Consider the following 19,835-nt stretch of genomic DNA (forward strand, 5'->3'; position numbering starts at 1 on the left):
AGGCGCCCGGCTGTGGTCGCCTCATTGGGTCGAGTGGCCCATGATCACCACTCGAACGAGGGACAGGATGGGCGGTGACCAGGGCAACCCATGATCGTTGAGTGGGCCGTGTTTACCCATGCCGACACCCATACCGACGCCCATGCCGGTGCCGCTCCTGCCGGTGCCGTCCCCTCCGTCGTGTCGCCCGCGCGCCGGGAACTGACAGCCGCGCTGTTCCGGGACGGTGCCGCAGCTACCCATGAGAGTTGGCGGAAACTCATTGCGACCGAACCTTTCCGCTTCCGGTCCGGTCTCCGGGCCGAAGACCGCTGGCAGTTGTCGTATATGCGGCTGCGCGCGTTCAACGAGGAAATCGAATCCCCCGTTGAACTGGCGCGCGATCCGCGCCGGATGGCCGCCATGCATGAATGGGCGGCCGTTGTCGACGGCGCCCTCGCGACCGTCGCCGGAATCCACTACAACCTCTTTCTCGGCAGCCTTGTCGACGACGAGGAATCGCCGGAGCGCGACCTTGCGCCGTTCACCGCGCTAGCGCGTACAGGAACGTTCCTCTGCACCGAGCGCGCCCATGGAAACGACGCCGCGGCACTGGAGACGACCGCGACCTATGAACGCGGGACGGACACATTCATCCTGCACACACCCAATGAGGGCGCCCAGAAGTTCATGCCCAACACCAGCCGGGCGGGCGGCCCGAAGTCCGCGGTCGTCGCGGCGCGGCTGCTGGTCGAAGGACAGGACCTGGGCGTCTTTCTCTTCCTCACCCCGCTCACCGCCCACGACGGCCCGCTGCCCGGCATCACCGTCGAGAGCCTGCCCGAACGGACCGGCAGCCCCGTCGACCACTGCGTCACCTCCTTCGACCACGTCCGGCTGCCCCGCACCGCCCTGGTGCAGGGCCCGCACGGGCGGCTGCTGCCCGACGGCACCCTGCGCAGCGACGTCGGCAGCCCGCGCAAGCGATTCCTCCAGGCCATCGGCCGGGTCACCACCGGCAAGCTGTGTATGAGCGCCAGCACCCTCGGCGGCTGCCGCGCGGCCCTGGCCATCGCCGTCCGCTATGCCCACACCCGGCATATCTCCAGCCCCACGGCGGGCAGCCGCATCCCGCTGGCCGCCCACCGCAGCCACCACGGACGGCTGCTGAAGGCGCTGGCCGCCGCGTACGCGATGACGTTTCTGCACCGCGCGGTCACCGACCACTGGATCGGCCACGACCCCCGGGAGCGCGACCGGGCCGAACGGCTGGTCGCCGTCGCCAAGGGCTGGATCACCTGGCATGCCCGCGCCATCACCATCGAGGCCCGCGAACGCTGCGGCGCGCGGGCCCTGTTCCCCGTCAACGGGCTGGCCGAGTACCCGGCCAACGCGGACGGCGCCATCACCGCCGAGGGCGACAACCTCGCCATCTGGTGCAAGGCGGGGGCCGAGATGCTCTTCGGTCATACGCCCGCCCAGCCCCCCACCACGCGCCCGACCGGCGCCGGGGCCCTCACCGACCTCGGCTTTCTGCGCGGTCTGCTCGCCGCCACCGAGAGCAACTGGCACCACCGGGCCCGGGCCAACCTCCGCTCCGGGCCGTCCGGCGACGCGCTCGGCCGCTGGAACAACGCCTCGGGCGCGGCGCTCGAACTCGTCGCCGCGCATGCCGCCCTCCAGGCCGCCGACGCCTTCACCGGCGCCATCGACCGGGTCGCCCACCCCGCCACCCGGACCGTGCTGAGGGATCTGTGCGGACTGTTCCTGCTGGAGTCGATCACCCCGCGCACGGGTGAACTCCTCGCCGACGACCGGCTCAGCGCGGAGCAGGTCCGGGCGATCCCCGACACCATCGAGCGGCTGACCGCCCGGCTCGCCCCGCATCTGTCCACGATCGCCGAGGCATTCGACGTACCGGAGGAACACCTCATGGACCTGCCGATACTGACAGCGCCCTGACGTCACCCACACGGCCGAAGGCCCCCTTGTCCGGGACCGCCGCGCCTGGTCACCATGCTGGTGGCAGGGCACGACGGGGCGGGCAACGGGGGCCGGGTATGGGTGAGTTGAGGGTCTCAGCGTGGAAGCGGTACGGATACGACCGGCTGTACGTCAACCGGCCGGACGGCGAGAAGGTCGCCTGGCTCGACCGGCGCACCGGTCATCTCACACTCCTCGCCGAGGAGCACCGCCACTCCGTACTCGACATCCTGGCCCCCTATCTGATCCAGACCACCGACCCCCTGCCGCCACCGCCCCTGCCCCCTTCCTCCAGTCCTTCGGTTCCGCGGCAGTTGCCGCCCGGCCTGTCGATTCCCGCCCAGCCGACCCACCCGCCGCTCATGCCCCCCGGCGGCGATCTCGCGGCCAACCGGCCCGGCCACGCCCTGCGCCCCAAGGTCGCCGAAATGAAACCCGGGTTACGCCAGTGGCTGACGGCGAGACTGCTCGGCCGGCACCTTGAGGGGGACGAGTGGCGCATCGGGTTGGCCGGGGAGCGGATCGTCGGCAGACGGCTGGAGCTGGGAGCCGGCCGGGACTGGCGGGTGCTGCACTCCATTCCGCTGCCCCGCAAGGTGGACATCGACCATCTGCTGATCGGCCCCGGCGGCGCCTTCTGCGTCAACACCAAGCACCATCGGGGAGCGCGCGTCTGGGCGGGTGACGACATGGTCCGCCTCGGCGGCGGCCCGTCCTATCCGTACGTCCGCAAGAGCCGCGCCGAGGGCCGCCGGGCCTCCGCCGCGCTGAGCGGCGCCTGCGGCTTCCGGGTGGACGTCCGCCCGGTTCTCGTCTTCGTCGACCCGGGACGGCTCACGGTCGTACCGTCGCTGCGGGATGTACGCGTCATGGGGGACCGGGAAGTGTGGGCGCTGCGGCGGGGCGAGGAGATCTGGACACCGGACCGGACCGAGGCGGTGTACGCGGCGGCGCGCGACAGCCGGACCTGGGTGAACGCCTGACCTGGACTACGTGCGCGCCGGACCTGCCAGGTGGGGAGCACGCTGCCGCACGGCCCCTCCGAGACTGCTCCCGAGGCCACTGTCAGTGGTGACCCTTAGTGTTCTCAGCAGGGGAACGGGCGGAAGGAGACCGCCGGTTCCGTTCCGGGGAGGGGTCTGCCATGTCTGGTGTCACGACGTATCTGGAGCTGTCGCAGGACGGCGCGGGAGCGCACAAGTTCTATGAGGTGACCGTCGAGGGGACGGTCGTCTCGGTGCGCTACGGAAGGATCGGCGCGGCCGGGCAGTCACAGGTCTCCACCTTCCCGACAGCCGAGAAGGCGAAGGCCGCGGCGGCCAAGAAGGTCGGGGAGAAGGTCCGCAAGGGCTATGCGCCTGCGGTGCGCGGCCGGCGTGCCGCCCGGCCGGTGACCCGCCGCCAGGTGACCTCGGCGCCGTCGACGGCCCGCTCGGTGGCGCCGGTGCTGTGGCGCTTCCGCACCGGGTCCGCGGCCTTCGGCATCCATATCGACGAGGACCGCTGCTGGGTGGGCAACCAGGCGGGAGATGTGTACACGCTCAGTCACGGCGGCGAGGTGCTCGCCCGCTATTCCCTGCCCGACGGCGTCAAGTGCCTGGTCGCCGACGACTTCTGGATCTACGCGGGCTGTGACGACGGCACCGTGTACGACCTGTCGTCAAAGCTCCCGTTCGGTGCGTACGGCATCGCGGCGGACGTGGACATCTTCTGGCTCGACATCCGGGAGGGCGTGCTCACCGTCTCCGACGCGCAGGGCGGACTGACGGTCATAGACCACGAGGACGAGTACCAGTGGGCGCGGAAGTCGTCAGGCGGTCACGCCTGGATGGTCCGGGCCGATGAGCGGGCCGTCTACCACGGACACCAGAAGGGCGTCACGGCCTATGCGCCGGACGGCAGCGGGGAGCTGTGGCACACCCCGACGACGGGTGCGGTGCTGTTCGGCTGGCAGGAGGACGACTCCGTGTACGCGGGCACCGGACGCCATGTGGTGCAGCGGCTGTCGAAGGCGAGTGGTGTGGTGGAGGCGACCTACCGTTGCGACACCGCGGTGTACTCGTGCGCGACCGCGCCGGGCGGTGCCTATGTCTTCGCGGGCGACTCCTCGTCGTCGGTGTACTGCTTCGACGCCGAGGGCAACCGGCTGTGGAAGCTGGGCACGGGCGGCGGTTCGGCGCTCTCGATGCAGTATCTGGACGAGCGGCTGTACATGGTGACCACGGACGGCTCCCTGGTCTGCGCCGACGCGAGCGACGCGGCGATCGCGGCGGCCCAGCAGGGCACGGTCCCGGTGGCCCGTGACATCAAGTCCGCCGCCGCGCTGCCCACCTACACCCCGGCGGCCTCACCGACCCAGGTGACGACGATCGCGACCGCGCCCGCGGGCGGGGTGGTGGTGCAGTGCGTCCAGGAGGGCGGCCGGGTGCGGGTGCAGGTGGTGTCCGACGGCTTCGAGCCCTCGTGGAACGTGCAGTTCCCGCGCGGGATACGGGAAGTGGGCGCCCGGTATGTGGTGGACACCCTGCATCCGTCGCCCGCCGGGTTCTACCGGGTGCGCGGCGAGATACGCCGACTGGTCTGAGTCCCGCGTCAGCGGCTACACGGTGAAGGGCCGCTGCTCCAGGAACTCCTCGCCCGGCTCGCCCAGTACATAGAAGTTCGGGCTCTGGTCCGTCGGCATCCCGCGCAGGATGTCCCGGTGGAAGGCACGGTAGCCGCCGCGGAAGCCCCCGTCGTCCCAGACCCTCAGCAGGGCGCCGGTGAATCTGCCGTTGACCGGGCCGTCGGCCGCGAACTGGTTGTCCTGGCAGGCGGAGATCAGCAGCGCGTCCGCGGCCTCCCCGCCGTCGCTCTGCTCGGCGAGTTCCGCCTGCAACCGGGTGAAGAAGTCCTTGTCCCGTTCGTAGATCTCCCGCTGTTTGAAGACGGGCATCAGCCGGGGGGCGTCATCGAGCTGGTCGGAGGGCAGTTCGATGGCGCTCCCGCTGTGGCAGGAGTCAAGGAACGCCAGAATCCGCACACCGTCGGCGAAGCGTCCGAACTCGCGGTGCAGCTCGTCGTCGAGGAACTCCCGGTCGTAGAAGACGAGGGTCTCGTCCAGCCTGTCCGGCTCATCGTCCGAGCCATTGGCGTTCGGTACCTGGCCGCCGTGGCCCGAGTAGCTGAACAGCAGGATGTCGCCGCTGCCGAGTCTTCGGGCCGCCTTCCGCAGCTCCCCGGTGATGTTCTCGACCGTGCCGTCGGGCGTCAGCAGCGTCGTGTCGTCGAACCCGGCGGCGCGGGCCAGCCGGGCCATGTCACGGGCGTCGTTCTCGCAGGCGGCGAGCCGGCCGTCCCAGCCGCCGTATTGCGCCGGGTCGACGCTGTTGAGTCCGACGTGGAGGGAGAGGGCGTTGGCCATGGGGGGCTCCTGTACGGGGGTGCGAGGCGGGCGAGGGGCTGTGGGGGTGTGCAGGGGGCGAGGGCTGAGGGACCGGTGGGGCGTGTGGGCGGGGTGGGCCCGAGGGGGTGCGGGGGAGCGGGTGCCGGGCGTACGGGTCCGCCGGCCGCCCGTGTGCTGGGGGCTGCCGCGGACCGGGTGCGTTCCGTCGACTGCATGCGTTCCATGGAAGGCCGCCGGATCAACCCCGTGTCGGATCCAACCGCCTGAACGGGCCCGTTTCCCGATCGGGCGGGGAGCGTTGCCGAAGGCCCGGGGCGGGCAGCCGCCGGGGCTTCGGCGCCACTCCGCAGCGGGCCGTGAGCCCTCGCGCGACCATCGGAGTGGCGTCCGCGGTGGCACCGATAGGCGATCACCGGCGGCGGGCAGTGAACCGATCATGAGTTCATCAGACTCTTCCTCCGCGCCCACGGGCGCGGGCACCGCCGCCCGGCCGTCGCTGGCCGACCGGACGGGCTATGACGAGCTGTTCCTCGGCTCCGCCGTACCGCTGCCCCGGCCCACCGGCACCGACATCGAGACGGTGATCCTGCCGTACACCCATTTCACCGTGGTGCTGCGCCCGGACCGGCGGCTGGCCGCCGCCACCGCCGTCTGTATCGACGGCGGGCGGCTGGTGGACGATGTGCCACGCGACGACGACTGGCGGCTTGACCCCCGGCTGCCCGGCACCTCGCAGACCGGCAATGAGATGTACGCGAACAACTCCCTGGACCGGGGGCATCTGGTGCGCCGGCTGGACCCGGTGTGGGGCGAGCGCGCGGAGGCCGTCCGCGCCAATGACGACACCTTCCACTTCACCAACGCGGCCCCGCAGGCGGATGTGTTCAACCAGGGGAAGGCGCTGTGGCAGGGTCTTGAGAACTATCTGCTCGACCACGCCGCCCGGTTCGACCGGAAGCTGACCGTTTTCACCGGGCCGGTGCTGCACGAGTCCGACCCGCCCTACCGTGGCGGGCAGGTGCCGCTGAGGTTCTGGAAGGTGGCGGCGTTCGTGCAGAACGGGGCGCTCGCGTCGTCCGCGTACGTACTCGACCAGAGTCCCGATCTCACCCGCGACGCCGACCGGGCGTTCGCCGGGGCGAAGCCGGGCGAGCCACCGCCGCTGGGCGCCTTCCGGACGTTCCAGGTGCCGGTCGCCGATATCGCCGCCATCACCCTGCTGGATCTCGGCCCGCTGCCCGCCGTCGATGTGTTCCCTGTCGCCCGCGCACCCGAGCTGCGCTGGAAGCGGCTGGAGTCACACGACGACATCGACCTCGGGGCGGTCTGAGCCTCGGGGCGGTCTGAGTGGAATCCCGCCCCCGCGCTCCGTACGCCGCCTTCCCTCACCCCGTACGTCGGTTCCCGTGGGGCACCACCGAATGGCGGTGCTCCGAGGGTCGGCCGATACTGGTGATGACGGGCGTCCACGCGGCGTCGGGAGGCACGATGCGCCCCAAAGTCATCTATGTCCACGGCAATGGGAACAAGGTCCGTGCGGAATTGCTGAAGTCCCAATGGGACAAGGCGCTCTTCGGGAAGGACATGGCCGACGTATCGCGTATGGCCTATTGGGCGCCGATTCTGCACAAGGTGCCCTTGCCCGATTTCCGGACCGACCCGCTCGACGCGCATGCCGGCGACGCCGGGCCGGATGACCGCGGCGGCTCCGGACCGGATGCCGCCGAGGGGCGCGCGGCGCCACGGGAGTGGGTGACCTCCGAGAATTCCGGGTTCCCCGCGACCTCTGAGATGCCCGAGAGTCCGGAGGACCCCGAGAGCCCCGAGAGCCCCGAGGACTTTGTGACGAGAACGCTCGCCGAAGCGCGTGCCGGTATCGGCGGCATGGTCCGGGAAGGCCGCGCGGCGCCCGGAGAGCCAAAAGTTCCGGGATCGCCGGGATCGCCGGGAGCGCCGGGAGGGCCAGGGGAATCAGAAGGGCCGGCGGTGGGGCCAGGTGAGCCGGGAGTACCCGGCGGAACCCAGGAAATGGGCGCGCTCGGGGACTGGCTCCGCGATATGACCTATCTCGCGGACACCCTCGCCGAGAGCGAGCGGGCCGCGCCGGAGACCGGCGTCCCGCCCGAGGCGCTGCCGCTGCCCCGGCCGATGCGTAAAGCGGTCTTCCGGCTGCTCGTCAAACACACCTTCAAGGATGTCCACGCCTATTTCTTCGGCAGCGCGGGGCCGGCGATGCGCGAGGTGGTCGGCCGGGCGCTGGACGATGTGGACGGGCCCCGGGTCGCCGTGATCGGACACAGCCTCGGCTCCGTGATCGCCTATGAGGTGCTCGCCGAGCGGGGACAGGAGGTCGAACTCTTCCTCACCGTCGGATCACCTCTCGCCATCACCGAAGTGAAGGAGCAGTTGGCGAGTCCGCCGGCCGTTCCGGCCGGTGTGCGGGCCTGGCACAACGCCTCGGATCTACGGGATCTGGTGGCCCTCGACCACACTCTGCGACCCGACTACCGGCCGGTGGAACGCATTACCGAGATCCTGGTGGCCAATAGCAGCGACAACCACCACGGCATCAGCGAGTACCTAAGAAACCGGCAGGTCAGAGCGCCCTTGCGGCATTTGGTCGGCGACCTTGCAGAGGCGCAGGCCGGATGAAAACATGAAAGTCAAGCGTCAGTGAATTCGCCTCCGGATCTCCGGGGGCGGATGGGTAGGTGCGGCATGCCGTTGGCCGAAACGGAGTGGGATCTCGTCACCCTCTGGGTACGGGAGTATCTCCTGGACACCACCGACCCGCACGGGCGGCTCATGGAGTACGGTTTCCCGTCGGAATTCGTCTCCGCGCTCCGGCTGACGAATGTGAGCACGGAGAACGCCCGTTCGCTGGTACAGGCTTCACGCAAAGACATCGGGCGGCAGCTGAAACTGGTCGAGACCCTGGCCGCGGTCGACAGGCTCGCGGTGCTGCCCGAGGTCTCCAAAGCCGTTGAATTCCAGAACAGGCTGCGTGAGGATTTCCGGGCCCACGCCTCGCAGGACAACTTCCAGACCTGTGTACTCAAGAACGGCACCGAGGTCTTCATCGACCGCCAGGACCTGCGGCGAACCCTGCGCCGCTTTGTGGAGGACCCCGAGAAGACCGTGCTGATGGTCGACGGCGACCCCGGCAGCGGCCGGTCGTACACCTACAACCTCATCCGGCACATCGGGCAGCACCATGGATTCCGCCCGGCGCGGGTCACCCTGTCGCAGACGTCCACCGCCGACAAGGTCGTCCGCAGGCTCGCGGACTTCGTGGTCGACCCCCGGGCGGGGGTCCCCCCGCTGAACCCCACCGACCTCAACGATCTGCTGCCGTCGATCGACGACGCGGTGCACTGGGTGGTCAGCCGGGCGACCGCCGTCGAGGACCGCTTCTGGCTGGTGCTGGACGAGTGCGACCGGCTGGACCCCAGCTCCGACGTCTGGGACTTCATCGGGCAACTGGCCCTCGCCATCTATGAGCACAACGCCGTACGAGGCGACCAGGCACCCCGGCTGGTGCTCCTCGGCTATGGGCCCGAGATGCGCCAACTGCCGTACGACCTGCGGGGAAGTGTCTGCTGGGACACGGCCCGGGTCGCCGAACCCGACGATCTGCGCAGCTTCTTCGACCAGTACTTCCATGAGTCGCCACCCGAGTTCCTCGATACGGAACGGGCCAAGGAGCCCCAAGAGCCCACGGGGTCTGGAGGGCCTGACGGGATCAAAGAGATCAAAGGGACGGAAGCGGCGCCCATGGAGCCCGTGGAGTCCATGGAGCCCGTGGCCCCCGTGGAGTCGGTCATCGACGAGTTCGTGGACGCGGCCGTCCGCGAGGTGCTCCGCGCCACGGCGGCGGACAGCCGGGCCGACAGCGGCTATATGCGACGGATCTGTACGGCGGCGGAGGGGGCGGTCCGTGTCTACCGCACCCTCTGACCACCTCAAGGACTTCGTCACCCGGCTGCGCCGGGAACTGCGCGCCGACGAGGACCGCCCGCTCACGGTCCCGGACACCCGCAGGCGCTACCGCGAAGCGGCCTGTCTGCTCACCCACTTCGACCCACTGCGGCTCCGGCTGCCCGGCGAGGACCGCCCGACCGGAGGCGCGGTCCTCCAACTGCTCGACGACTGCACGACCACCGGGCGGCAGGAGGGATCCCTGTGGAGCCTGAAGTCCGAGGTCCGGGACGAGACCCTGCGCGGCCTCGCGGGCCCTGACGCCGCCCGGCGCGCGCTGGAGCACGCCCTCGACGCGGTCCCTGACGACCCGGGCCCGGAACGGATCTGCCTGGCCTTCCTGGCCGGCGGCCGGGCGCCGCCGAGCAACCGGGACCCCGCCGAACTGGCCGACACGCTCAGGGCGGTGCTCTGGCTCTCCCGGGTGCCGGGCACCACCGGGCTGCCGGACGCCGCCGAACTCCGGCACACGCTGGAACAGGCCAGACTGCTCCAGCCCCTCGAACGCCTGGTGCAGGGGTCGTTCCGGGGGCGTACCCAGGAACTCGACACCCTGCGCCGCTACGTCTATGGGCCGGCACCCGGGTCGGGGCAGTCACCGGAAGCCGCACCGGCAGGCGTACCGGAGACATCCGCACCCGTACCGGAGACATCGGCCCCGGTACCGGAGACATCGGCCCCGGTACCAGAAGCCGGGCCCGTACCCGTACCCGTACCCGTACGCGAACAGGAGCCCCGACCCGCACCCGAGCCGCCCCCCGCCGCCGAACTCGGGCCCGCGCCGGCGCTGATCATCCGCGGGCCCGGCGGTATGGGCAAGAGCACCCTCCTCGCCGCGTTCCTCCTCGACAGCATCCACGGCCACGGCACGGGCTTCCCCTTCGCGTACATCGACTTCGAACGGCCCACGCTCTCGATCCAGGAACCGGCGACCCTCATCGCCGAGATGGCCCGGCAACTCGGTATCCAGTACCCCGCGCACCGCGCCGAACTGGACGCCCTGGCGGACGAGTGCCGGCTGACGGTGCGTAGCCAGCGCGAGGGCGAGGAGCGGGTGACGCAGCTGCACCGGCTGGCGACCACCCGGTCCGTGCTCGGGCGCGGCTCGTCACAGCACTTCCAGACGCTGGCCGCCGAGCGCGAGACCGGCCTCATCCGGCGGACCATCGAGGTCGTGGTCAGGGCGGTGGCCGAGGCGGGGCAGGGCAATGCCCCGTTCCTGCTGGCCGTCGACTCGTTCGAGGAGGCCCAGTACCGGGCCTCGCCGGTACTCGGCCGGATGTGGGCGATGTTCGCCCAGTTCCAGAGCGTCTACCCCCGGCTGCGCGTCGTGGTCTCCGGGCGCGCGTCCGTCGACCATCCGATGCGCTTCCGGATCCCCCATGAGATCGAGCTGGGCGAACTCGATCCGGGGGCCGCCACCGGTCTGCTGGCGGCCTGCGGGGTCAAGGACGCCGAGCTGGCCCGGGTGCTGGCGGACCGCGTCGGTGGCCATCCGCTCAGTCTGAAACTGGCGGCACGGGCCGCCGTCCTCGCCGAGGGGGAGGCCGACGGGACGGGCGAACTGCTCCGCAGCCTGCCCACCCGGCGCGACGAGTTCTTCCGCCGCGTCGACCAACTGCTCGTCCAGGGCATCCTCTACGACCGGATCCTGCACCACATCGCCGATCACGACGTACGCCGTCTCGCCCATCCGGGCCTGGTGCTACGGGTCATCACCCCCGAGATCATCAAGGATGTCCTCGCCGAACCCTGCGGGCTGCGGGTGGAGACCCCCGACCGGGCCCGCCGCCTCTTCGACGCGCTGTCCCGCCTCGACCTGGTGGAGCAGATCGGCCCCGACGCCGTACGGCACCGTACCGACGTACGCGCCATCATGCTGCGGCTGCCGGGCAGCGACCGGACCGAGGTGATGCGTACGGTGGAACGGCGGGCGGTGGAGTACTACGCCCGGCGGGAGGGGCTCGAAGCCCGCGCGGAGGAGATCTATCACCGGCTCCGCCTCGACGAGAGCCCGCGCGCCGTCGAGGAACGCTGGCTGCCCGGCGTCGAGCGGCTGCTGAGCGGGTCTCAGCAGGACATGTCCCACCGGGCCGCCGCGCTGCTCACCGCGAAGCTCGGCGGAGACGCCCCCGACCATGTCCTGGCGGAGGCCGACCAGGAGGACTGGGAGCGGATCGCCGCCCGCGAGACCGAGGATCTGCTGGCCCAGGGGTTCGCCGAAGAGGCCCTGGTCCGGCTCGGTGAGCGCAGGCCCTGGACGCCGTGCAGCCCCCTGCACCCCCTGCTGGCCGAGACCCTGAGCAGGCTCGGCCGGGCCGACGAGGCCCGGGTGACCGTGGCCGACGCCATCGCGTCGAGCGAGTCCTGCCCCGAACAGCGGCTGGAACTCCTGCTGTTGTCGGCCGGACTCGCGGAGGACGCGGGGGATCTGGCGGGCGCCCACCGCGATCTGCGCCGGGCCGAGGACATCGCCGTCGACCTCGGAGAGGATCTTGAGGCCATGGGCGCGCTGCTGGCCAGGTCCCGGCTCACCGACCGCGCCGAGAGCGGTGACGTCGGGAGCGGTGACGCCGAAAGCCGTGACGCCGGGAGCCGTGATGCCGAGAGCGGTGACGCCGGGAGCCGTGACGCCGGGAGTCGGCTCGCCCAGAAGTTCCGCCATACGCCGGACGCCGTCCTCGCGGACCAGCCCGCGCTCGTACGCGCCGTCGCGTCACAGGTGTACGTACGGGATCCAGGCGCACTCCAGCACGCCCTGGAGGTCGTGGGGCTGCCCACGGACGACGAGGCCCTGGAGACGCTCGGCACGGCGATCCGCAGCGCCGCCGGCCGGCAGCCGGCGCTGCTCGGTTCCCTGATGGGCATCCTGCGCGATGCCGCGGGCCCTTCCCGGCCGCAGCGGGGAGCGGGTCCCGCCAGCACCACGGGCATCCTGCGGCTGGCCCGCGAGCGCGGCACCCTCGACACCCTCGCCCAGCGGCTGCTGGCCGTGCCGGACAAGAGCGGTGAGATCGCGGGGGCGGTGGCCACCGCGATGGGCGCGGGCACGGGCACCGCCGGGCGTACGGCGGGGACCTCGGGTACCGACCCGGCGCGGCAGGCCGAGCAGGCCGAGCAGGCTGGCAACAGCGAGAACAGCGAGAACAGCGGCAGCAGCGGCAACAGCGGGGAGAGGAGGACCGGGCGGAGCGACGCACCCGAAGGGGACGGCCTCGTACGGCCGGGACCGCCATGAACACCTACCTCTCACCGGACGACATCCTCCGGATCAGGGACGCGGCCCTGGACACCGGGCTCGCCGACCCCACCGTCCGGCCGCTGCTCTTCGACGGCGTCATGCCCCGCTACCGGGGCACCCTGCCGCTGCTGCCGGCCCCCGGACGGCAGGTGCACTCCGACCTCAACGAGCTGAACCGGGTCGAGCGGCTGGTGGACGGCTCCGTACCCCTGGAGATCTGGCTGCGCAACGCCGTCGCCCAGACCACCGAGGCGACGGCGCTCACCCTCTTCCAGCGCGCCCTGGACGACGTGGCCCGCAGCGCGGGAGGCGAGCCGGACATCGGGGAGCAACTGCCCGCCCCGGAGACCAAGGAGGCGATCGTCCACCGCGACGACACCGTCCCCTTCGCGTTTCTGCGGGGCGGCGCCCTGGCCGGGGCGGCGGTCGCCCGGATCAAGGTGCCCCCCTACCAGGGCGGTGCCCCGCTCCAGCCGAACGGGTACCCGTTGGTCGGCACGGCATGGCTGATCGCCCCGGCCCTCCTCGTCACCAACCAGCATGTGATCAACGCCCGTTCGGCCTCTGGCGGGGCGCCACCGCAGGCCGACGCCCAGGACATCCGCCTCCAGGCCGAACACACCCGCGCTCGTTTCGACTTCGAGACGGAAGACGGGACCGAAACCGGGTTCGGGACCGAATCCGGGACCGAAACCGAAACCGAAACCGAGACCGAGGACGCCGCGATCAGCGCACTCGTCGCCGCTGACGCCGAACTCGACTACGCCGTACTCCGCCTGGCCGCCGAGCCGGGCCGTCCGGTACTGAAGCTCGCGAAGCGGCCCCTGTCCGTCGACGGGGGAGACACCGTGGCCGTCAACATCATCCAGCACCCCGGTGGGCAGCCCAAGCGCGTCGCCCTGCGCAACAACCTCGTCTACGCGGCGGACGACCGCGATCTCCGCTACTTCACCGACACCCGGGGCGGGTCATCGGGCTCGCCCGTCCTCACGGACGACTGGCGGGTGGTCGCGCTCCACCGGGGCACGCGCCGGGTCGAGGACGTGAACTTCCAGGGCAGGACGACGGCGTTCGTCAATGTCGGCACCCAGATGAGCCTCGTCATGAGCCATCTCCAGGCGAACAACCCGGACATCCACGCCGAGATCGAGACAGCGCAACACGACTGACCGCCCCTGACCCGACCGACCGACCCGACCCGACCCGATACGACCGACCGACCGAGGGAGTACGCCATGGTCAACCGCAGCAGGTCCCCGGTGGCCACCGACCCGGAGCAGGTCTTCACCGATCTGCGGGATGTCGCCCAGCGGGTGCGCGACCGCCTGTGGCAGGAGGTCGTCGAATCCGCGATCCGGCCCGCCGACGAGCCGGCCGACGAGCGCCCCGCCGCGCGGATCTCCGAACGCGCCCAGGAGGAACGGGACCGGGTGCTCACGGCAGGCGCGACCGGTCTGGAGAAGCTGGCCGACGGCCGTACCGACGAGATCACCGACGACGAGTCCTTCGGCATCGAGGCCATCGTCCTCCTGGAGGGCCGGCCCGCCATCCTCGTCCAGGACCAGGACTTCACCCCGCAGGACGGCGACTGGGCGGTCCTCAACGGCCACCGCGCGGCGATCCGCGAATCCATCGCCCGGGTCGGCCGGGTCGAGGTCACCGGACACGACCTGGACTGGCTGGGCACCGCCTTCCTCGTCAGCCCCGACGCCGTACTGACGAACCGCCATATCGCCGTCGAGTTCGCCCGTGGCGCCGACGCGGAATGGACCTTCCGCTACGGCATGAGCGCCCGGGTCACCACGGGCGAGGAGTACGGCACCCTCCCGCCGGGCGGATCGGCGTACGACATCACCGAAGTGCTCGGTATCCACCAGGACGTCGACATGGCCCTGCTCCGGATCTCCCCGGCGGCCGACGGCGGCGGCCTCCCGACCCCGCTCCCGATCGCCGGGGAGGGCCCGGCCGATCTGCGGGGCCGTCCCGTGTACTGCGTCGGCTATCCCGCGTACGACGGCCGGCGCAATGAACCCGAGGCGATGAGCCGGATCTTCATGGACATCTACAACGTCAAACGCCTTCAGCCAGGCACCCTGACCGACCTCCTCCCCGAGCGCTCCGTCCTGATGCACGACTGCTCCACCCTGGGCGGCAACAGCGGCTCCCCGGTCTTCGACCTCACCGACCACCGCGTCCTCGGCCTCCACTTCGGCGGCCGTTACGGCACCGGCAACTACGCCGTCCCGCTGTGGCGCATGGCGGACGACCCGCTGCTGCGCCGTGCCGAGGTGAATTTCGTCTGACCGCGCGGCGCGCGTCCGCCTGCGGGTGCGGGGCCCCGGGCCGGAGAGGGGAGCGCCTGGCGGGGGCGGCACGGCTCGGCGCAGCAGGGATGCGGCAAGAAAGTATGATTCAATCTACGTAAGAATTCATCTATGTCGAATCGCCTGGAGGACGCTGAGTGGAGTTCCAGGGTCGGGCCGGGGATCTTGAGCTGCTGGCTGAGCAGTACCGGACGGTCGCAGAGGGCCGTGGTGCCACGCGGGGGCGGGCCGTGATCTTGACGGGTCGGCGGCGGGTGGGCAAGTCCCGGTTGGCTCAGGAGTTCTGTGACCGTTCGGGATCGCCGTATGTGGTGTTCCAGGCCACCCGGGGGCGAAACGCGGTCGCGGAGCGGGCCGACTTCACCGCTGCCCTGGCCCAGTCGGCGCTGCCAGGGGCGGAACTGGTCGCGGGCCTCCAGCCACGGGACTGGAATCAGGCTCTGCGGTCGCTTGCGCTCGCTGTGCCGGATGATGCTCCCAGTGTCGCGGTGATCGATGAGGTGCCCTGGCTGGTCGAGCAGGATCCGGAGTTCGAGGGTGCGCTCCAGACGGTCTGGGACCGTCATCTGGCTGCCAAGCCGGTGCTTCTGCTGCTGGTCGGCAGCGATATGTCGGTGATGGAGGCGTTGCAGTCGTACGGGCGGCCGTTCTTCGGGCGGGCGGCGAAGATGACCGTACAGCCGCTGAACCTGGCCGACGTGCAGGCCATGACGGCCCTCGACGCGGCAGAGGCCGTGGACGCTCAGCTGATCACGGGTGGATTCCCGGAGATCGTGCAGTCATGGGAGCGGGGAATGAGCTGTACCGACTTCCTGCGGGCGTCGGTCGCCAACCCCCTGTCCCCCCTCCTGGTGGCGGGCGAGCTGTCCCTGCTGGGGGAGTTCCCCGAAGCGTCGCACGCACGGGCCGTCCTGGAGGCGGTCGGCAGTGGTGAGCGGACGTTCAGTGCGATCGCCGCGCAGGCAGGCGGCGTGGGCGCGCTCCCGTCCGGCACACTGTCCCCCCTGCTGACCGCCCTGCAGACCAAGCGGGTCGTGGCCGCTGATCTCCCTCTGTCGGTCAAGCCGGACAGCAAGAACAAGCGCTACCGGATCGCCGACCCGTATCTGCGATTCTGGCTGGCGTTCCTGCGGCGTGCGATCCCGCTCATCGAGCGCGGGCGCGGCGACGTGGCACTGGAACGCATCGAGCGTTCCTGGACCTCCTGGCGCGGCCGGGCCGTCGAGCCGCTGATCCGTGCGTCCCTGCTGCGTCTGCTGCCCAGTGGACAGTGGCCGGAGACCGAGGCGGTCGGCGGCTGGTGGAATCGGCAGAACAACCCCGAGATCGACCTCATCGGCGCGGACCGCGAGCCGGTGGCCCGGCAGGTGCACTTCGTCGGCTCCATCAAATGGCTGGAGTCCCAGCCCTTCGGCCGGCCTGAGTACGACGCCCTGGTACGCGCCGCACTCGCCGTCCCCGGTGCCCACCCCGGCATCCCGCTGGTCGCGGTCTCCCGCTGTGGGGTGGCCGACGGTCTCCCGCTGGCCGGGCACTGGGGGCCGGAGGACCTCGTACAGGCATGGCGGCCCCGATAGCGGACCGACACCGGAAGCGTCCATGAGCAGCGCGGCTCCAAGAAGCTGGTACCGCCAGGTGCCGATGGGCGCACGCGGGCACCGAGGGGTGCGGAGCTTTCGGCGGGCCGGCTGCGGGAACGTCCCGTCTCAGGCGGACGGGCCGACGCCGAGAATTCCGCCCGCGATACCGGAGACGATCTCCGTCGGGTCGGCCCAGTGCTGTAGCAGGGGCAGGCGGGGCAGCAGGTTCAGTACGGTCAGGGCGGCGTGCACCGTGGCGCGCGCCTCGGCGATGTCCAGCCCGGGGCGGCATGTCATCAGCAGGGTGGCCCACTCGGTGACGTAGTCGACCTGTGAACGGTGCAGCAGTTCCTGGTCGGCCTTGGAGAGATGGGCGAGTTCCCCCATCAGGGTCATGCTCTTGGCACCCTCGTTGGCCACAGCGGTGTGGGCATAGGTCTCCACCACCCGCGCCAGGGCCTCATCGGCCGTCCTGCTCTGCGCCAGATCCTTGGTCAGTGTGTGCCACTTGACTTCCGACTCCCGGTGCAGCGCGGCGGCGAGCAGATCGGCCTTCGCGGCGAAGTGGGTGTAGACAGCCGGGCGTGAGACGCCCGCGGCGGCGCCGATGTCCTCCATGCTGACCGCCTGGAAGCCACTGGCCTTGAACAGGGGGATGGCCACGGCGATCAGGGCCTCCCGCCGGGCGACGGGCACCAGACCCGGTTCGTCCGGCGCGGTGGGCGCGGGCGGGGTGCCGGACTCGGCGGGGACGCGCGCCCGGCACACGGCCTCCGCCGCCGTGACCAGGAGGCTCTCGAAGCGCGGCCGGGGAACGTCGACATGGTGGTACGAGGGGCTGGTCACCGCGGCGATGACGGCCCAGGCGAGCAGTTCGGCTTCCCTCGTGCCCAGTCCGGGCCGGGAGGTCCGCAGGGCGGTGGCCACGGTCCCCACGATCGCCCTCTGCTGCTCACGCACCGTGACCCGGTCCTCGGGCAGCAGATTCCGGGCCTCCCGGTCCGCGACCACCGTGTACGCGCGCTGACCGAGGCTGAAGGAACCGAGCGCGCGGATCAGCGAGTCGAGGTCGTCCGCCTCCTGGGCCAGGGCCAGGGCGCGGCCGACAACGTCCAGCAGCGCCTGGGTGAGGAGTTCCCGCTTGCCGCGGAAGTGCCGGTAGAGGGCGCCGGCCGTGATGCCGACCGCCGCCGCGATGTCCTCCATGCCGGTGGCCTGGTAGCCCTCGCGCCGGAAGCACTCCATGGCCGCGGCGAGGATCTGCGCCTTGCGGTCGCGGGGGCGGCGTGTCGTGGGCCCGGCGGACTTCGTGGTCATCCGGCACATCCTAGGTCGTGCCGTCGAAGCGCCCTCCGCCCGGCGTGCCTGTCCCGTCCGCGCGGTGTGCCAGTCCCCTCTGCCCGGCGTGGCTGTCCCGTCCGCGCGGTGTGCCAGTCCCCTCTGCCCGGCGTGCCTGTCCTGTCCGCCCGCCCCGGACGGGACGGGAACGTCCCGGAGCCGTGCGGGTGGGGCGTGACCGGGTACCCGACAGGTGGGTGATATGGGTCACTGTGGGCGCCGTCCACCGCCCCTGTCAATGCCCCGCGCGACTCTCGATGTAAAGCGCGAGTATTGATTAATGTCGCCAAGAGCCTTGACCTAGTAGTCAATCTCAACTGAAAGTAAATGACGAGATTCAATATGCAGACATCTGTGATCGATCGTCCGCAGGCGGGTCAGCCTCGCCGGCACCCTCAGGAGAGTCGTGGTGTATCTCACACAGAGCCTGCACAGGGCCGTACAGCAGTTCCCCGACGCGATCGCCACCATCTGCGGTGAGCGGGTTCGCACCCACCGAGAGAGCACCGGCCGGGTCGCCCGGCTCGCTGGGGCGCTGACCGGCCGCCTGGGAGTGGCCGAGGGCGACCGGGTCGGCATCCTCGCCCTCAACTCCGACCGCTTCCACGAAACGGTGTGCGCCGTGTGGTGGGTCGGCGCCGCGGTCAATCCGGTCAACACGCGCTGGAGCGCCCGGGAGATCGCGTACTCCCTGGAGGAGTCCGACACCCGGGTGCTGCTCGTCGACGACACCTTCGCCCCACTGGTGCCCGAACTGCTCAAGCTGTGGGACGGGGTCACCACCCTGGTGCACTGCGGGGACGGCCCGCCGCCCCCGGGCATGCTCGGATACGAGGAACTGATCACCGCCCATGAACCGGTGGACGATCTGCGCGCGGGCGGTGACCGGCTGGCCGGTCTGTTCTACACCGGCGGCACCACCGGCTTCCCCAAGGGCGTGATGCTCAGCCACGCCTCGATCCTCACCTCCACCTACAGCAGCCTGGCCACCGTCCAGTCGGCCGGCCGGGAAGGGCGCACCCTCTACTGCGCACCGCTGTTCCATCTGGCGGCCCTGGCCGCCTGGACCAACCAGAACGTGCTGGGCGGCTCCCATGTCTTCCTGCCGGCCTTCGAGCCCACCGCCGTACTGGAAGCGATCCAGCGGCACCGCGTCACCTCGACGCTGCTGGTCCCGGCGATGATCCAGATGCTGATCGACCACCCGTCGATCGATTCGTACGACCTCTCCAGCATCACCGGCGTCACCTACGGAGCCTCACCGATCTCGGAGACGCTGCTGCGGCGTGCCATGGAGGTCTTTCCCGAGGCAGGCTTCACCCAGGGCTACGGCATGACCGAACTGTCCCCGGTGGCCACGCAGTTGGCGCCCGAGGACCACCGCAAGCCGGAGCTGCTCCGCTCGGCGGGGCGCGCGACGGCCGGGACCGAGGTCCGGGTGGTCGACCCCGACGACCACGAGGTCCCGTACGGGAGCGTCGGCGAGATCGTGGTGCGCGGCGGCGGGGTCATGCTCGGCTACTGGAGGAAGCCCGAGGAGACCGCCCATGCGCTGCGCGGCGGCTGGATGCACACCGGCGACGCGGGATATCTGGACGACCACGGTTATCTGTTCGTGGTCGACCGGCTCAAGGACATGATCGTCACCGGCGGCGAGAACGTGTACTCGGCGGAGGTGGAGAACGCGCTCTCCCGCCACCCCGGCGTGGCCGCCTGCGCCGTCATCGGCGTCCCCGACCCCGACTGGGGCGAGCGCGTGCACGCCGTCGTCGTCCTCAAACCCGGCGCGCGCGCCACGGCGGAGGACCTCCGGGCCCACTGCAAGACCCTGATCGCGGGGTACAAGGCCCCGCGCACCGCCGAGTTCCGGGACGCGCTGCCGCTCTCCCCGGCCGGGAAGATCCTCAAGAGGGAACTCCGCAAGCCCTACTGGGACGGCGCGGATCGGTCCATCGGCTGATCCGGTTCGGGGGGGGGAGAGCCACGACGGCGCGAGCGAACCGGGCGGTACGTGAGCAGACGGCCCC

The 19,835-nt window shown here is 70.9% G+C and carries 13 protein-coding genes; 11 read left to right on the top strand and 2 right to left on the bottom strand.

What is annotated here, in order from left to right; all coding sequences use genetic code 11:
* Nucleotides 1-90 precede the first annotated feature (90 nt).
* The 3 genes from ACWF94_RS03295 to ACWF94_RS03305 all read left to right on the top strand — a co-directional run bounded on the left by ACWF94_RS03295 (nucleotide 91) and on the right by ACWF94_RS03305 (nucleotide 4,546).
* Entirely contained in the window at nucleotides 91-1,941 is a 1,851-nt protein-coding gene (locus ACWF94_RS03295; protein WP_453484186.1) for an acyl-CoA dehydrogenase family protein, read from the top strand.
* 98 nt (nucleotides 1,942-2,039) lie between these two features.
* Nucleotides 2,040-2,945, top strand: a complete 906-nt coding sequence (locus ACWF94_RS03300; RefSeq protein WP_453484188.1) for a nuclease-related domain-containing protein — start codon at nucleotides 2,040-2,042, stop codon at nucleotides 2,943-2,945.
* A gap of 161 nt (nucleotides 2,946-3,106) precedes the next feature.
* Nucleotides 3,107-4,546: a WGR domain-containing protein gene (locus tag ACWF94_RS03305; RefSeq protein ID WP_453484190.1), complete on the top strand. Its 1,440-nt coding sequence runs from the start codon at nucleotides 3,107-3,109 to the stop codon at nucleotides 4,544-4,546.
* A gap of 15 nt (nucleotides 4,547-4,561) precedes the next feature.
* Here the strand turns inward: ACWF94_RS03305 and ACWF94_RS03310 are convergent, their stop codons facing one another.
* A complete protein-coding gene (locus tag ACWF94_RS03310) occupies nucleotides 4,562-5,365 on the bottom strand; it encodes a caspase family protein (protein ID WP_453484191.1) in 804 nt (267 codons plus the stop codon).
* 418 nt (nucleotides 5,366-5,783) lie between these two features.
* Between ACWF94_RS03310 and ACWF94_RS03315 the strand changes: the two genes are divergently transcribed.
* The 7 genes from ACWF94_RS03315 to ACWF94_RS03345 all read left to right on the top strand — a co-directional run bounded on the left by ACWF94_RS03315 (nucleotide 5,784) and on the right by ACWF94_RS03345 (nucleotide 16,467).
* On the top strand, nucleotides 5,784-6,677 hold the full coding sequence (locus ACWF94_RS03315) for a DNA/RNA non-specific endonuclease (RefSeq protein WP_453484193.1): 894 nt from the start codon (nucleotides 5,784-5,786) through the stop codon (nucleotides 6,675-6,677).
* Nucleotides 6,678-6,835: 158 nt separating this feature from the next.
* Nucleotides 6,836-7,999, top strand: a complete 1,164-nt coding sequence (locus ACWF94_RS03320) for an alpha/beta fold hydrolase (RefSeq protein ID WP_453484195.1) — start codon at nucleotides 6,836-6,838, stop codon at nucleotides 7,997-7,999.
* A gap of 66 nt (nucleotides 8,000-8,065) precedes the next feature.
* Entirely contained in the window at nucleotides 8,066-9,304 is a 1,239-nt protein-coding gene (locus ACWF94_RS03325; RefSeq protein WP_453484197.1) for a hypothetical protein, read from the top strand.
* Nucleotides 9,285-12,563: an ATP-binding protein gene (locus tag ACWF94_RS03330; RefSeq protein ID WP_453484198.1), complete on the top strand. Its 3,279-nt coding sequence runs from the start codon at nucleotides 9,285-9,287 to the stop codon at nucleotides 12,561-12,563. The genes ACWF94_RS03325 and ACWF94_RS03330 overlap by 20 nt, the downstream gene beginning before the upstream one ends.
* Nucleotides 12,560-13,735: a trypsin-like peptidase domain-containing protein gene (locus tag ACWF94_RS03335; RefSeq protein ID WP_453484200.1), complete on the top strand. Its 1,176-nt coding sequence runs from the start codon at nucleotides 12,560-12,562 to the stop codon at nucleotides 13,733-13,735. The genes ACWF94_RS03330 and ACWF94_RS03335 overlap by 4 nt, the downstream gene beginning before the upstream one ends.
* A 66-nt stretch (nucleotides 13,736-13,801) precedes the next feature.
* On the top strand, nucleotides 13,802-14,869 hold the full coding sequence (locus tag ACWF94_RS03340; protein ID WP_453484201.1) for a trypsin-like serine peptidase: 1,068 nt from the start codon (nucleotides 13,802-13,804) through the stop codon (nucleotides 14,867-14,869).
* Nucleotides 14,870-15,027: 158 nt separating this feature from the next.
* Entirely contained in the window at nucleotides 15,028-16,467 is a 1,440-nt protein-coding gene (locus ACWF94_RS03345; RefSeq protein WP_453484203.1) for an ATP-binding protein, read from the top strand.
* A 129-nt stretch (nucleotides 16,468-16,596) separates the two neighbouring features.
* Here ACWF94_RS03345 and ACWF94_RS03350 read toward each other — a convergent pair whose 3' ends face one another.
* On the bottom strand, nucleotides 16,597-17,787 hold the full coding sequence (locus ACWF94_RS03350) for a TetR/AcrR family transcriptional regulator (protein ID WP_453484205.1): 1,191 nt from the start codon (nucleotides 17,785-17,787) through the stop codon (nucleotides 16,597-16,599).
* 430 nt (nucleotides 17,788-18,217) lie between these two features.
* Between ACWF94_RS03350 and ACWF94_RS03355 the strand changes: the two genes are divergently transcribed.
* Nucleotides 18,218-19,768, top strand: coding sequence for an acyl-CoA synthetase (locus ACWF94_RS03355; RefSeq protein WP_453484206.1), 1,551 nt, complete (start codon nucleotides 18,218-18,220; stop codon nucleotides 19,766-19,768).
* Nucleotides 19,769-19,835: the final 67 nt, after the last annotated feature.

The sequence above is a fragment of the Streptomyces sp. NPDC055078 genome, assembly GCF_053607985.1.

Bases quoted from the DNA above. Each gene is read 5' to 3' on its own strand.
- ACWF94_RS03340 (WP_453484201.1), top strand. From the start codon at position 13,802: ATGGTCAACCGCAGCAGGTCCCCGGTGGCCACCGACCCGGAGCAGGTC.
- ACWF94_RS03310 (WP_453484191.1), bottom strand. From the start codon at position 5,365: ATGGCCAACGCCCTCTCCCTCCACGTCGGACTCAACAGCGTCGACCCG.
- ACWF94_RS03325 (WP_453484197.1), top strand. From the start codon at position 8,066: ATGCCGTTGGCCGAAACGGAGTGGGATCTCGTCACCCTCTGGGTACGG.
- ACWF94_RS03300 (WP_453484188.1), top strand. From the start codon at position 2,040: ATGGGTGAGTTGAGGGTCTCAGCGTGGAAGCGGTACGGATACGACCGG.
- ACWF94_RS03335 (WP_453484200.1), top strand. From the start codon at position 12,560: ATGAACACCTACCTCTCACCGGACGACATCCTCCGGATCAGGGACGCG.
- ACWF94_RS03315 (WP_453484193.1), top strand. From the start codon at position 5,784: ATGAGTTCATCAGACTCTTCCTCCGCGCCCACGGGCGCGGGCACCGCC.
- ACWF94_RS03320 (WP_453484195.1), top strand. From the start codon at position 6,836: ATGCGCCCCAAAGTCATCTATGTCCACGGCAATGGGAACAAGGTCCGT.
- ACWF94_RS03350 (WP_453484205.1), bottom strand. From the start codon at position 17,787: ATGACCACGAAGTCCGCCGGGCCCACGACACGCCGCCCCCGCGACCGC.
- ACWF94_RS03305 (WP_453484190.1), top strand. From the start codon at position 3,107: ATGTCTGGTGTCACGACGTATCTGGAGCTGTCGCAGGACGGCGCGGGA.
- ACWF94_RS03295 (WP_453484186.1), top strand. From the start codon at position 91: ATGATCGTTGAGTGGGCCGTGTTTACCCATGCCGACACCCATACCGAC.